The following is a 13,229-nucleotide window of genomic DNA, read 5'->3' as shown; positions in this document are numbered from 1 at the left end:
GCGAGGCTGCGCGACACCGGCGCAGACACGACTTCGCCCGAGACGCAGTGCTCGGGCGAAGGGGCATTGCAGGCTTCAGGCCAGGTCGGCCGAATGGCCCTCGGCCATGGCCACGATCACTTTGCGGCTGCCTTCGAACGGCGAACGAGCGTGGGCAGCGAGCATGTTGTCGAGCATCATCACGTCGCCTTCCTGCCAGGGGAAACTGATCATGCAGTCGTCCAGCACGGCGCGAATCTGCTCGAGCACCTCGTCTTCGATGGGCGTGCCGTCACCGTAGTAGACGTTACGCGGCAGGTCCTCTTCATCGACGATGTCCAGCAGGCTTTCGCGCACCTCTGGCGGCAAGTTGGAGATGTGGAACAGGTGCGCCTGGTTGAACCAGACCATGTCGCCGGTGGTGGGGTGGCGCGCCACCGCCTGGCACACCTGGCGGGTGCGCAGTTCACCGTCGTCTTTCCATTCGCAGGTGATGCCGTGGGCGCGGCAGTAGGCCTCGACCTCGTCCTGGTCCTCGGTGTTGAACACCTGCTCCCAGGACACGTCCAGGCCGTTGCCGAAGTTGCGCACGTACATCAGCCCCTTGCTGACGAAGCGCTCGCGAATGTGCGCCGGCACGCGGCGGTAGACTTCACGGCTGTCGGCGATCGGCGTTTCGCCGCCGGAGCGTGCGGCGATCATGCTGTAGAACCAGATCTTCATCGGCCAGTCGCGCGAGTAGGCCTGCTCGTTGTGCAGCGGGATGCTCTGGTGCGCCGGGTACTCGGTGGAGGTGTACACGCCCTGGGTCACGTTGGTGCGCGGCGTGGAGCCGAACTCGTAGTTGAGCAGCGGATGGCCGAAGCGCGCGGCGAACTGGCGGAACGCTTCGGCGCCGTCGAGCTGGAAACCGCGGAACAGCACGCCGCCATCGCGCAGCAGGTGCTCGTCCACCAGCGCCTTGAGTTCATCGAACACCTCCAGCAGCCCGACGCCCTCCTCGGTCGCTTCGACCAGCAGCGGCAAACGCCCCTGCGCCGGCAGCAACGGACGCACGTTGAATCCCACGGCAACACCCATGACGGGCCTCCTTGTACACACTTTCATGGCAGGTTCGCGCAGGTCGCCAGGGCCCGCGGATCGGTATTGCTGTAGGAGACGGATCGCACCCGGAGCAAATTAGTCGTGCTCCCGGCCTTGGCTGTCCTGGGGCGACTGACTGGGGAGCGTGTAAGATGCGCATTCCCTCCGTTGCAGAGCCGTGACCATGAAAATCGCTGCCGCACAAATGGCCTGCGCCTGCGGCCTGATCGATCACAACATCACCCGGCAGGTCGCGGCGATCCGCCAGGCGGCCGACGCGCAGGTGCAGGCGCTGTTCTTCCCGGAACTGTCACTGACCGGCTACCCGCATATCGTGGGATTGCGTGCATGAGTGATCGGCGCCCCCAGCCTCCCGTCGCCGACTGGGTGATTCGCACGGCTCAACCCGGCAGCGTCGAGCGAATCGAGGCGTGGTTCGGCAGTCATGGCTACGACCCGCACCGCCACGACACCTATTCCATCGGCCGCACCCTGGCCGGTGTGCAGAGCTTCCACTACAAGGGTTCGCTGCGCCACGGCCTGCCTGGCAACACCTTGGTGCTGCACCCGGACGAGGTGCATGACGGCATGGCCGGTACCGAGGCCGGTTTTCGCTATCGCATGGCCTACATCGATCCGGCGCTGATCCAGAACGTGCTCGGTGGCGAGCCGTTGCCTTTCATTGGCGCCGGGCTGTCGGAGGATCCGCGTCTCTACCGGGCCAGCGAAACCTTCGTGCAGGCACTGGACCATCCGCTCGACGCGCTGGAGGAACAGGATGCGCTGTACGACCTGGCCATGGCCATGCGCGCCGTGGCCGGCAAACCGCGCGGTCGCAAGCGCCTGGACTTTGTGTCGGCCGAGCGCGCCCGGGCGTTCATTCTCGAACACCTGCACCAGGGCATCACCTTGGACATGCTCGAACAGGCCAGCGGGCGCGAGCGCTGGAGCCTGTCGCGGGACTTTCGCACGCTCTACGGCACCAGCCCCTACCGCTTCGTCACCCTGCGCCGACTGGACAACGTCCGGCGCCTGATCCTCGATGGGTTCAGCTTGGTCGATGCCGCCCTGGCCGCCGGCTTCCATGACCAGAGCCACATGACCCGGCATTTCACCCGGTGTTATGGGGTGCCGCCGATGCGCTGGCTGGAGCGGCTGCATGCGAGCCACCACGTTGCAGGATCGTACAAGAAACGACCGATCTCCCCACTCTAGGCTGAGCGCTCCATTCAATGAGGAACGCTCATGTCCCCTTCACAGAATCCATCCGCCACGCAACCGGTGAACCTGTTGCAGAAAATCGACCTGATCGACCAGCAGTGGAGTCCCAGGGTCGTGGCGCAGATGAACGATTACCAGTTCAAGGTCGTGCGCATCGAAGGCGAATTCATCTGGCATTCGCACCCCGAAACCGACGAAGCCTTCATCGTGCTCGAAGGCATCCTGCGCATCGACCTGCCGGAGCGGTCAGTGCACGTCGCCGCCGGTGAGCTCTATGTGGTGCCCAAAGGCGTGAAGCACCGAACGGCAGCCGAAGGCGAGGCCAAGCTGATGATGATCGAGCCGCAGGGTGTATTGAATACCGGCCAGGAAGGCGGTGAGCGCACGGCGCTGAATGACGTGTGGATCTGAGGGGATGTTTCGCAACTGTAGCGGTGAGCGGTAGCACCGTTACGGTTGCCAATCGCGATGCCGGGCGAGCGCGCAGGCGACTTCACGCGAGAGTGAACTCACCCTTGCTTGGCGAACCTGCGCCGGCTCGCCATCAGTGCGCCCCCTATTCCCACCGCCATGACGGATAACAGGCCTAAGTCCACACCTAGCCAGTGGGTCTGGCCTGCAAGAACAGCTCCCAGTCCGCCAACACCTATCAGCGCCGCCGCCAAATAGGTTCGCAAAGCACCAGAACGCAGCAGTCTGTCCAACAGTAGGCCTAGGGCCAAGGCCAGGATCAGGTGAGCAAGGTCAGACATGCAGGCTCCGTCATACGCGGGTGGATAGCAATCGCACCACGCACCCTACCGATCCACTCCGTCCTCAATCGGCAAGCAACTTCGGCATTTCACGTCAGCCGTTTCAGCAAGCCACATTTAGCCCAGCCCTACGACAACGACTTGACCAGAGGTTGCCGCCTTGCATGCGTTCGGCCAGCGCCTGCTCGGTGACCCGTTTGGCGAGGGTGTCCACGCCTTGCGCCGACAGCGAAGGGGCGACGGCCTGGGTGAATGCAGCCAGGCACACGGCACTGGCGTCGGGCAGGTCGGTGGGAAGAAGCGCGCGAATGTGCAGGGTCGTCGTCCGTGGCAGCGATGGATCGCCATTGATAGCAGAACGCGCCTTGAAAGCCGAGCCGGTGTGCTGTGCAAGATCACCGTGGGCCTGTGGCGCAATGGTAACCATCCTTGTCACTGCCGGCTTCGAGCCCGACGCGCTGGTATGATGCAGCACATTTTTGTGACGTCTTCATGGCAAGGAACCCCGCTTCGTGAACAAGATTCTCGGCCACCCCCACGCACGCCTTGCCGCCCTGGCATTGCTGGTGGTGGGTCTACCTCTGGCCATCCGCGCCTGCCTGGGCTGGTCCGCCCCGCAGGGCTACCTTTCCGATCTGGCGCTCGGCAGCCTGTTGCTGCTGCTCCTGCAACGCAGCCCCTGGTGGCTGGCGCTGCCGCTGCTGCTGGCCTGGGCTGGATTGCTGGTGGCCTCGGCAGAACTGGTCAGCGCCGTTGGCCGCCTGCCCGACAGCGGCGACCTGACCTACCTGTTCGACCCGCAGTTCATGGAGAACTCCACCTCGGGCGCCCTCGCCCACCCCTGGCTACCCTGGACCTTGGGCGCCGGCATCCTTGGCTGGCTGCTGGTGCACTGGCGGCTGCGACGCCAGCCCCGTCCGGCGCTGCCCCACGCCGCCTGGGTGGCGCCAATGGTGCTGTTCGCCGCCCACTGGGGCAGCGAGCACCTGCTGCCCTCGGACGCCGACCCTTGGCGTCAATACAGCCTCTCCCACCAGTTGCTCAGCACCGCTGGCGCCGACCTGCAGCTCAAGGCCCAAGGCTGGTTGGGCCACGACCTCAGCGTGACGCCACTGCCCAGCGCCGGCCTGACCCAGAGCGACCTGAACGGGCACAGGCTGCTGGACGCCCCCGGTCGAGCGCGCAATCTGTTGCTGATCACCCTCGAAGGTATCCCCGGCGCCTACCTGCGTGCCAATCGGCAGGCCCTGCACAGCGGTTTCGACGACGAGCTGATGCCCAATCTCAGCCGCTGGGCCGAACGCGGGATGAACACGCCTGACTATGTCCTGCACACCCATCAAACCATTCGCGGCCTGTACGCCATGCTCTGCGGCGACTACGACAAGCTCGCCAATGGCACGCCCAAGGGCGTCGAACTGCTTACTCAAGACGTGCGCAATCAGGCCTGCCTGCCGGCGCAATTGCGCCAGGCCGGCTTCACCACTCATTACCTGCAAGGCGCCGGACTGCGCTTCATGGCCAAGGACCGGATCATGCCGCACGTGGGCTTCGAGGCGGTGCACGGTGTCGAGTGGTTCACCAATGCCAACTACCTGGAGTTCCCTTGGGGCAAGGATGACCGCGCCTTCTTCGACGGTGCGCTGAGCTACGTCGGTGAACTGCGCAAACAGCGCCAGCCCTGGATGCTCACCTTGTTGACGGTCGGTACTCATCAGCCCTATTCCGCACCGCAGGACTACCTGGAGCGCTACGACACACCGAAACAGGCGGCTGTGGCCTATCTGGACGATGCGCTCGGGCAGTTCCTCGACAACCTCGAACGCCAAGGCGTGCTCGAAGATACCCTGGTGGTCGTCACTTCAGACGAATCGCACGGCATCGATGGCGTGCGCCTGGCCTCGGCCTGGGGCTTCAACCTGACCCTGGCGCCCGAGCACAAAGCCCTGCCTCGCCTCAAGCAAGGCACCTACGGTCATGTCGACCTGGCCACTTCGCTGCTCGATTACTTCGCCCTGCCCATCCCCGCCGCGCTGGCCGGGCGCTCGCTGCTGCGTGACTACGACAGCGGCCGGGAAATGATCTCCTTCACCAATGGCCTGTTGCGCTACCACGATGGCCAGGGCACCTTCAGCGAGTGCGATTTCCAGCAACGCTGCCGACGCTACGCCAGCGACGGTTTCATCGCCGACCAGGCGCGCCCGCTCGGGCGTGGCGAAAGCGCGCTGGGCCGACAGATCGGCGCGCTGGCCGGGGTGCTCGATCAATCGCTGCTGCACACGCCACTGAAACTGCGTTATCAGTTCGGCGGGCCGGCAGCGATCGCACTGAATCAGGACATTCGTGACGACTGGGCCGACAACCTGATCGGCGCGCAATACCTGGAGATGCCCGAAGGCACCCACACGCGGGTGCGGGTCAAGGTGCGCTCGCTCGACCCCGCCCACCGCGCGCACATCCAGCTCAAGGCCAAACAGCAGGAACAGGACGTACCGCTGGGCCTGCCCGAGGAAATCCTGGTGACTGCCGATCAGCCCATGGAGCTGGAGTTCGGTTTCGACAATCCGATCGAGCGCAAGGCGTTTTCCTTCCATCTGCTGGGCTATGGTGGCGGCGAAGTCGAGGTCAGCGATTTCAGCGTGATCACCGCCGTGCCCGGCGAAGATGAAGTGATCGAAGAGCTGCAGGACGATGGGCACATCGCCCAGTCGAGCTGATCGACCGAGCGGCGCGCGATTGACGGCTAACGGATCTGGTGCTTGTGCAACAACCGATAGAACGTGGGCCGCGAAACCCCTAACACCTTCGCGGCGATGCTCATGTTGTCGCTGTGCCGGTTGAGCACATCGCACAGCGCCTGGCGCTCGGCCCGGTGCTTGTAGTCCTCCAACGTGCCCAGCGGCGCCTGCGCATCGTCGAGGTCTTGCAGGCCCAGGTCGTGGGCTTCGATCTGCCGGCCCTCGGCCAGCACCAACCCGCGCCTGACTCGGTTGGCCAGCTCACGCACATTACCCGGCCACTCATGCCGGCCCATGGCCGCCAGCGCGTTGTCGCTGAACGAACGCGGCCGTCGTCCGGTTTCCAGGCTGTAGAAATGCGAGAAATGATGAGCCAGCATCGACAGGTCACCATGCCGCTCGCGCAGCGGGGCGGTCACCACTTGGAGGACGTTGAGTCGGTAGTACAGGTCTTCACGAAAGCGCCCGCGCTCGATCGCCTGCTCCAGGTCCACGTGGGTGGCTGCCAGCACCCGCGCATCCACCGCAATGGGCTGGCTGCCGCCGACCCGTTCGATGTGCTTTTCCTGCAGAAAGCGCAGCAGATTGGCTTGCAGCTCCAGAGGCAGGTCGCCAATTTCGTCGAGAAACAGGGTGCCGCCGTTGGCCGCTTCGATCCGCCCGACCTTGCGCTGATGGGCACCGGTAAAGGCACCCTTTTCGTGTCCGAACAGCTCGGACTGGATCAGGTGTTCAGGGATCGCGCCGCAGTTGATGGCAATGAACGGTTTGTTGTGTCGCTGCGACTGACGGTGCAGCGTGCGCGCCACCAGTTCCTTGCCGGTGCCACTTTCGCCACGGATCAGCACCGGTGATTCGGTCGGCGCCAGCTTGCCGAGCAGCTTGCGCAGTTCGCGCACCGGACGGCTCTCGCCCAGCAGTTCATGCTCGGGCTGCTCCAGCGGCAGTGTCTGTTTGCCGCGCAGGCGCGCCATCCCGAACGCGCGCCCCAAGGTCACCTGCACGCGCGACACGTCGAAGGGCAAGGTGTGGAAGTCGAAAAACCACTCACAGACGAAATCGCCGACATTCTGCAGACGCAATTCTTCGGCGCTGAGCACCGCGATCCATTCGGTATTGCTGCGCTTGATCAAGTCTTTGACGGCATCGGGGTGACGCAGGTGAGAGGCCTGCAGACGCAACAGGCCGATGTCGCAGGGATGCTCCAGCGCAGCGCCCAGGGTAGAACTGCGCACCGCCCAACCGGCGCTCTTGAGGCCAGGAAGCAGGCGATGACACTCATCACACGGATCGACGATCAGCAAACGGCGTTGCGTGGCGGGTTCGGGCATGACCTATCCTTGGCGCCAATTATCCGTTTTCCGACTAGAAACAGTGACTTGCGGCGCCCGGATTAACAGTAGCAATGAACTTGACGCTGCCCACTACCGTTGGTCTGCCAATGGCCGCCAAAAAAGAGCGCTGGGGAATTTATTTGAACAACTGTCGTCACACGCGGCGTACGGCATGGATGCAGACATGGCGCTGTTTAAAATTTTTCCATTGTCATGTGACTTCACCTGCAACCTGGAGCATCAGTACCCATAACCCCGCGCTGCACGCACTCATACATTCACGCACCGCGGACTTACACTTCGCTGTTTGGGACCAAAGAGAGACCGAACCATGAATGCCCCGCTCCGTGTCAACGAAGCACTGCTGATCGCCGACCACGCCTTCGAACCTTTCCAGTGCGTTGCCTGGGATGCACCCAACGGTACTGGTGAGTTGAGCCTGGCAGTGATCGACCGGACCAGCACCCGCATCGGCAGCAAACAAGTGTCCTCGCGCATCTATTCCGACCGCCGGCAATGGGTGAACCTGATCGAGGAAGTGCGTGCCGAATTGTTCCACAAAGGCTATGACCTGCAACCCTGGTCGGTGCCCAAGTAACCCGTGTTACCCGCCCGCCTGACATCGACCTGTGTCAGGCGGGCAACTTTCAATGGCCTGGCTGGCAACTTTCAAACGGTGCGGTTTATTGTCGCGCCGGTCAATTGTTCAACACAGCTTGAACTGCTCGATATGCTGATAGTTCGCTTTTAGTTGCGCGGCGAGTTGCCGTGCGCGACCCAGACGCACCGGCGTCATTTCGATATCCACCAACTCGCACGGGCATGGCCAGGGCGCGAGGGCTTGCCAGCGCTGCAGACGGCCATCGGTGAGCACCAGGCAACGCTGCACCTCGTGCGGATAGGCTTTGGCGCGGCGCTGCAACCATTGTCGTGCCTGCTCCAGCGCCGCCAGCAGCGGCGTGCCGCCACCGGCGCCCAGCTCACGCAGCCACGGCTGCAACGCGGCGGACGCTTTCAGGCCATGGCGTTGCCAGCGCGGCGCGTTGCCACTGGCGGTCAGCAGCGTCAGACGCGCACGCTGGCGGTAGGCCTGGTCGAAGAAACTCTCCAGCAAACCTTTAGCCTGGGCCAACGCGCGATGACGGCGCGTCGAGGCCGAGGCGTCGACGATCACCAGCCACAACTGCGGCGCCTGCCCAAGGCGCTGCTGCCAACACAGTTGGTCGAGCCGCCGCGGCTTGCCTTTGAGCAAGGTCGGCACCCACGCCACACGGCCGCGCGAAGCCGCCTGGGCGCGCCCACGGTGGGCACCGACGCGCTTGTCGCTGCGCGGGCTGGCATCCGCGACCGCAGCGGCGCGGGCGCGGATGCTCAGGGCTTTTTTGCCCAGTTCGGCACCTCACGCCGCGCCTCGGCCGCCACCGGTTGCGCCGCCAACGCTCCCCAATCGCCCTGACCGCCCTGCCCCGGCGCTGCCGAACTGCCTGTCGAAGGCGGTGTTTCGGTCTCTGGCGACTGGGTCTGACGACGGCGATGGCGCAGGGCAAATTCGGCCATCGCCTCCACGTCCTCCTCGGCGATGGCCTCGGCGCCGCGCCAGACGGCATGGGCACGCGCGGCACGCAGCCAGACCAGGTCGGCACGCAGTCCATCGACGCCCGCCGCAAAGCAGCGCTCGGTGATCCAGGCCAGCGTCTGGTCGTCCAGGGCAATGTCGGACAGGCGCTCGCGCGCCGCGCGGCAGCGATCGCGCAACTGCGCCTGAGCCTGGGCCCACTGCGCACAGAACGCCTGCGGGTCGCTGTCGAAGGCCAGGCGGCGGCGGATGATCTGCTGCCGCTCAGCCGGCGCCGGCACCCCTTCCAGGGCAATGTTCAGGCCGAAACGGTCGAGCAACTGCGGACGCAGCTCGCCTTCTTCGGGATTCATGGTGCCGATCAACACGAAGCGCGCCGCATGGCGGTGGGAAATGCCGTCGCGTTCGATGCGGTTGGTGCCGCTGGCGGCCACATCGAGCAACAGGTCCACCAGCGGGTCAGGCAACAGGTTGACCTCGTCCACATAGAGCACGCCGCCGTCGGCGTGGGCCAGCACCCCCGGCGAGAAGCGCGCCTGGCCCTGGCCCAGCGCGGCGTCCAGATCAAGGGTGCCGACCAGGCGCTCCTCGGTAGCGCCCAGCGGCAGGGTCACGAAAGGGCCGTCACCCAGCAGGTCGGCCAGCCCTCGGGCCAGGGTGCTCTTGGCCATGCCACGGGGGCCTTCGATCAGCACACCGCCGATCTTCGGATCGATGGCCGTCAGGCACAGGGCCAACTTGAGGTCGTCGGCGCCGACCACGGCGGCCAGCGGAAACTGCATAGGTTCGCTCATCTCAGGCGTGTTCCTCACCGTCGAGCAAGTGCTGCTCGAGGGCTTCGCGGTAGTCGCCCGGCGCCTGCCACAAACCGCGCTGCTGGGCTTCGAGCAGGCGTTCGGTCAGGTCATGCAGGGCATGCGGGTTGTGTTGGCGCATGAAATCGCGGGTACCAGGATCGAGCACATAGGCATCGGCCAGCGCCTGGTAATGGTGATCGTCGATCAGATGCGTGGTGGCGTCGAAGGCGAACAGGTTGTCCACGGTCGCGGCCAACTCGAAGGCGCCCTTGTAGCCATGACGCTTGACCCCGTCGATCCACTTGGGGTTCAGCGCTCGGGCGCGGATCACCCGGTTCAACTCTTCTTTCAGGGTGCGGATGCGCGGTCGATCGACCTGGCTGTGATCGCCGTGGTAACTGGCCACGGTCTCCCCCGCCAGGGTTTCGGCTGCCGCCAGCATGCCGCCCTGGAACTGGTAGTAGTCGTTGGAGTCGAGCAGGTCATGCTCATGGTTGTCCTGGTTCTGCAACACCGCCTGGACCTGACCCAGGCGCCGGGCGAACTGGGCGCGTGCCGGAGTACCCTCGTCGGCGCCGCCATAGGCATAGCTGCCATGGTTGAGGTAGACCTCGGCGAGGTCCGCGCGGGCCTGCCACAAGCGCCCGTCTATGGCGTTCTGTACCCCAGCACCATAGGCGCCCGGTTTGGCACCGAACACCCGCCAGCCGGCCTGGCGCTGCGCCTGTTCGGCGGCCATACCCTGCGCCAGCAGGGTTTCACGCTCGGCACGGACCCGGGCAGCCAGCGGGTTGAGGTCGTCCGGCTCGTCCAGTGCCGCCACCGCTTGCACCGCTGCGTCGAAGAGGCGGATGAGATTGCCGAAGGCATCGCGGAAAAAGCCGGAGACGCGCAAGGTCACATCCACCCGTGGCCGGTCGAGCACACTCAGCGGCAGGATCTCGAAGTCATCGACCCGCTGGCTGCCCGTGGCCCACACCGGTCGCACGCCCATCAGGGCCATGGCCTGGGCGATATCGTCGCCGCCGGTACGCATGGTCGCCGTCCCCCACACCGACAAGCCCAACTGGCGCAGGTGATCGCCATGCTCTTGCAGGTGACGCTCCAGAATCAGGTTGGCCGAGGCGAAGCCCAGCCTCCAGGCCGTGGTGGTGGGCAGGTTACGCACATCCACGGTATAGAAGTTGCGCCCGGTGGGCAGCACGTCCAGACGCCCGCGACTTGGCGCACCACTCGGCCCGGCAGGCACGAAGCGCCCGGCCAAGGCCGCCAGCAGGCCGTCGATTTCGGCATCGCCACAGGCATCCAGGCTCGGTGCGACCTGCTCGTGCAGCGCATGCAGCACCGCCTGCACACCCTGCCAGCTCGGGGTATCGGGCGCGCGCTGGCGCGCTTCGATCAACGCCAAGGCAAGCAGCTCCAGACGCTCGCGGGTGTCGCCCTGGGTGCGCCAGGCACTCGTCACCACGTCCTGCAACAGCGCCGGACGTGGTCCGTCCCAGGCCTGACCCAGGTCGCAATCCAACGGATCGAAGTCCAGTTGCAGCGCCCGCGCCAACGCCCGCAACAGGCTGGCATTGCCGTCGCGACCGTCGCCACGGTCGACCCGCAGCAACGCCAGCAGCGTGTCGCTGCGCAGGCGACCCTGGGGCGACTGGCCGAACACGTGCAGGCCGTCGCGAATCTGCGATTCCTTGAGGTCGCACAGGTAGGTGTCCAGGCGCGGCAGCCACACCGCAGCATCGTCCAGTTGACCTTCGAGCTGCAGGTCACGGTCAATGTGGTTGGCCTTCACCAACTCGACGATGTCGCGCTGAAGCTCGCGGGCTCGCCGTGGGTCGAGCAATTGCGCTTCATAGTATTCGTCGGCCAGTTGCTCCAAATGGCGCAAAGGCCCGTAGGTTTCGGCGCGGGTCAACGGTGGCATCAAGTGATCGATGATCACCGCCTGGGTCCGGCGCTTGGCCTGGGCGCCCTCGCCTGGGTCGTTGACGATGAATGGATAGATGTTGGGCAACGGGCCGAGCAGTGCATCCGGCCAGCACTCGGCGGATAGGCCGACGCCCTTGCCGGGCAGCCATTCCAGGTTGCCATGCTTGCCGACATGGATCAGCGCATCGGCAGCGTAGACCGTGCGCAACCAGAAATAGAACGCCAGGTAGCCATGCGGGGGCACCAGGTCCGGATCGTGGTAGACCGCGCTGGGGTCCACCTGGTAGCCGCGCGCCGGCTGGATTCCAACGAAGGTCAGGCCCAGGCGCAGTCCTGCCACCATCATCCGCCCGCTGCGGAACATGGGGTCCTGCTCGGGTGCCCCCCAGCGCTCGCGCACTGCTCGCTGGTTGGCTTCGGGCAGGTCGGCAAAGGCCGCCAGATAGTCGTCCAGGGCCAGGCTTTGGGCACACGGGCGCTGGTCGAGGTGGTCCAGGTCGTTGGTCACGCCGCCGAGCAAGCGGTGAATCAGTGCGGTGCCGCTCGACGGCAGGTCGGCCACCGGGTAGCCCTGGGCTTGCAGGGCCTTGAGGATGTTCAGGGCCGCGCCCGGCGTGTCCAGGCCGACGCCGTTGCCGATCCGGCCGTCACGGGTGGGGTAATTGGCCAGCACCAGCGCCACGCGCTTTTGCGCATTGGGCAGGCGCGCCAGCTCGACCCAGCGCCGCGCCAGTTCGGCGACGAAATCCATGCGCTCGGGGTGGGCCTTGTAGCACACCACATCGGACTGGCTGCGTTCGCTGCGCCAGGCCAGGTCCTTGAAGCTCACGGGACGCGTGATGATGCGCCCATCGAGCTCCGGCAGCACGATATGCATCGCCAGGTCGCGTGCCCCCAAGCCCTGCTCGCTGGCTTCCCAGCCGGGCTGATTGTCCTGGGCGCAGATAGCCTGCAACACCGGCACGTCGCGGCGCAGCGGCCGCAGATTGGGGCGCTCGGGACTGGACAGGGCAAAACCGGTGGTGTTGATCACCACCTCGGCGCCGACCTCATCGAGCCAGGCTTGGACCTGCTCCAGGCACGCCATTTCCTTGAGGCTGGCAACCGCGATCGGCAACGGATTCAACCCGGCGGCTTGCAAGCGCTGGCAGAACACGTCGATGAAACCGGTATTGGCCGCCTGCAGGTGCGAGCGGTAGAACAGGATCGGGGCGACCGGCTGCTCGGGCTGCCAGTGGCCATACCAGTCCTGCAACTGCGCGGCGGGTTTGTCGGGGTGGTAGACGCTGGTCCGCGGCAGCGGCTGCGGCGCGTCCCAGCTATAGTCGCGGCCCAACCATTGGTTGGCCAGGCACTTGAACAGGTTCAGGGCATTGGCCCGACCGCCCTGGCGCAGAAAGTGCCAGAGCCGCTCGGCCTGAGCGTCGGGCACCGTGCCCAGGCGGGTCAGCTCGGGGTCGGGTCGGTCGTCGCCTGGCACGAGAATCAGTTGCTTACCGCTGGCGGCCAGTTCGACCAGTTGCTCCACGCCATAGCGCCAGTAGCCGACGCCGCCGTGCAGCGACAGCAGGATCACCTTGGCGTGGCGCAGCACCTGATCGAAGTAGAGGTCCACCGAGGCATGGTTCTGCACCTGCATGGGATTGGCCAGGCGCAGGCTGGGAAAGTCGTCCGGCAACTGCTCGGCGGTGTCGGCAAGCAGCGCCAGGTGCGAATCACCGCTGCAGAGAATCACCAGGTCGGCGGGGGTCTGGCCGAGGTCGGCAATGCTGTCGTCCGGCACGAAGCCGCCGGGCTGGGTCCGCAGCAGGTGCATC

The 13,229-nt window shown here is 65.4% G+C and carries 11 protein-coding genes; 5 read left to right on the top strand and 6 right to left on the bottom strand.

The features are described 5' to 3' along the window. Nucleotides 1-75: 75 nt before the first annotated feature. Nucleotides 76-1,059, bottom strand: coding sequence for a TauD/TfdA family dioxygenase (locus Q7C30_RS20420; protein ID WP_304482476.1), 984 nt, complete (start codon nucleotides 1,057-1,059; stop codon nucleotides 76-78). 187 nt (nucleotides 1,060-1,246) lie between these two features. Here Q7C30_RS20420 and Q7C30_RS20415 point away from each other — a divergent pair, with 187 nt between their 5' ends. The 3 genes from Q7C30_RS20415 to Q7C30_RS20405 are packed head-to-tail and all read left to right on the top strand — an operon-like array spanning nucleotide 1,247 to nucleotide 2,694. Beyond that, the gene (locus Q7C30_RS20415; RefSeq protein WP_317872554.1) at nucleotides 1,247-1,414 is read left to right on the top strand and encodes a nitrilase-related carbon-nitrogen hydrolase; all 168 of its coding nucleotides are present in this window, start codon (nucleotides 1,247-1,249) and stop codon (nucleotides 1,412-1,414) included. Further along, nucleotides 1,411-2,277: an AraC family transcriptional regulator gene (locus Q7C30_RS20410; RefSeq protein WP_116888451.1), complete on the top strand. Its 867-nt coding sequence runs from the start codon at nucleotides 1,411-1,413 to the stop codon at nucleotides 2,275-2,277. The genes Q7C30_RS20415 and Q7C30_RS20410 overlap by 4 nt, the downstream gene beginning before the upstream one ends. Before the next feature lie 30 nt (nucleotides 2,278-2,307). Further along, complete coding sequence (locus tag Q7C30_RS20405) at nucleotides 2,308-2,694, top strand: cupin domain-containing protein (protein ID WP_295481698.1); 387 nt, start codon at nucleotides 2,308-2,310, stop codon at nucleotides 2,692-2,694. A gap of 444 nt (nucleotides 2,695-3,138) precedes the next feature. On the opposite strand, the gene Q7C30_RS20400 is transcribed toward Q7C30_RS20405, so the two are convergent. Then, nucleotides 3,139-3,471 carry a hypothetical protein gene (locus Q7C30_RS20400; RefSeq protein WP_317872553.1) on the bottom strand — a complete coding sequence of 111 codons (333 nt, stop codon included), beginning with the start codon at nucleotides 3,469-3,471 and terminating at the stop codon, nucleotides 3,139-3,141. Nucleotides 3,472-3,547: 76 nt separating this feature from the next. Between Q7C30_RS20400 and Q7C30_RS20395 the strand changes: the two genes are divergently transcribed. Then, a complete protein-coding gene (locus tag Q7C30_RS20395; RefSeq protein WP_317872552.1) occupies nucleotides 3,548-5,752 on the top strand; it encodes an LTA synthase family protein in 2,205 nt (734 codons plus the stop codon). 26 nt (nucleotides 5,753-5,778) lie between these two features. On the opposite strand, the gene Q7C30_RS20390 is transcribed toward Q7C30_RS20395, so the two are convergent. Continuing rightward, nucleotides 5,779-7,104, bottom strand: a complete 1,326-nt coding sequence (locus Q7C30_RS20390) for a sigma 54-interacting transcriptional regulator (RefSeq protein ID WP_029613300.1) — start codon at nucleotides 7,102-7,104, stop codon at nucleotides 5,779-5,781. Between the two features lie 334 nt (nucleotides 7,105-7,438). Here Q7C30_RS20390 and Q7C30_RS20385 point away from each other — a divergent pair, with 334 nt between their 5' ends. Then, nucleotides 7,439-7,705: a hypothetical protein gene (locus tag Q7C30_RS20385; RefSeq protein WP_317872551.1), complete on the top strand. Its 267-nt coding sequence runs from the start codon at nucleotides 7,439-7,441 to the stop codon at nucleotides 7,703-7,705. A gap of 108 nt (nucleotides 7,706-7,813) precedes the next feature. On the opposite strand, the gene Q7C30_RS20380 is transcribed toward Q7C30_RS20385, so the two are convergent. The 3 genes from Q7C30_RS20380 to cobN form a co-directional block, all read right to left on the bottom strand. Continuing rightward, entirely contained in the window at nucleotides 7,814-8,377 is a 564-nt protein-coding gene (locus Q7C30_RS20380; protein ID WP_317872550.1) for a VWA domain-containing protein, read from the bottom strand. Between the two features lie 101 nt (nucleotides 8,378-8,478). Next, complete coding sequence (locus Q7C30_RS20375; RefSeq protein WP_317872549.1) at nucleotides 8,479-9,477, bottom strand: AAA family ATPase; 999 nt, start codon at nucleotides 9,475-9,477, stop codon at nucleotides 8,479-8,481. Between the two features lies 1 nt (nucleotide 9,478). Beyond that, nucleotides 9,479-13,228 (bottom strand): cobaltochelatase subunit CobN, encoded by a 3,750-nt coding sequence (gene cobN / locus Q7C30_RS20370; protein ID WP_317872548.1) that lies wholly within the window; start codon nucleotides 13,226-13,228, stop codon nucleotides 9,479-9,481. Nucleotide 13,229: the final 1 nt, after the last annotated feature.

It is taken from the genome of Pseudomonas sp. RAC1 (genome assembly GCF_030658255.1).
GTDB classification, from domain to species: domain Bacteria; phylum Pseudomonadota; class Gammaproteobacteria; order Pseudomonadales; family Pseudomonadaceae; genus Aquipseudomonas; species Aquipseudomonas boreofloridensis.
This window is presented reverse-complemented; position numbering and strand designations above follow the sequence as displayed.

Coding starts and splice junctions, on each gene's coding strand:
- Q7C30_RS20420 (WP_304482476.1), bottom strand. CDS start 1,059: ATGGGTGTTGCCGTGGGATTCAACGTGCGTCCGTTGCTGCCGGCGCAG.
- Q7C30_RS20415 (WP_317872554.1), top strand. CDS start 1,247: ATGAAAATCGCTGCCGCACAAATGGCCTGCGCCTGCGGCCTGATCGAT.
- Q7C30_RS20410 (WP_116888451.1), top strand. CDS start 1,411: ATGAGTGATCGGCGCCCCCAGCCTCCCGTCGCCGACTGGGTGATTCGC.
- Q7C30_RS20405 (WP_295481698.1), top strand. CDS start 2,308: ATGTCCCCTTCACAGAATCCATCCGCCACGCAACCGGTGAACCTGTTG.
- Q7C30_RS20390 (WP_029613300.1), bottom strand. CDS start 7,104: ATGCCCGAACCCGCCACGCAACGCCGTTTGCTGATCGTCGATCCGTGT.
- Q7C30_RS20385 (WP_317872551.1), top strand. CDS start 7,439: ATGAATGCCCCGCTCCGTGTCAACGAAGCACTGCTGATCGCCGACCAC.
- Q7C30_RS20375 (WP_317872549.1), bottom strand. CDS start 9,477: ATGAGCGAACCTATGCAGTTTCCGCTGGCCGCCGTGGTCGGCGCCGAC.
- cobN (WP_317872548.1), bottom strand. CDS start 13,228: ATGCACCTGCTGCGGACCCAGCCCGGCGGCTTCGTGCCGGACGACAGC.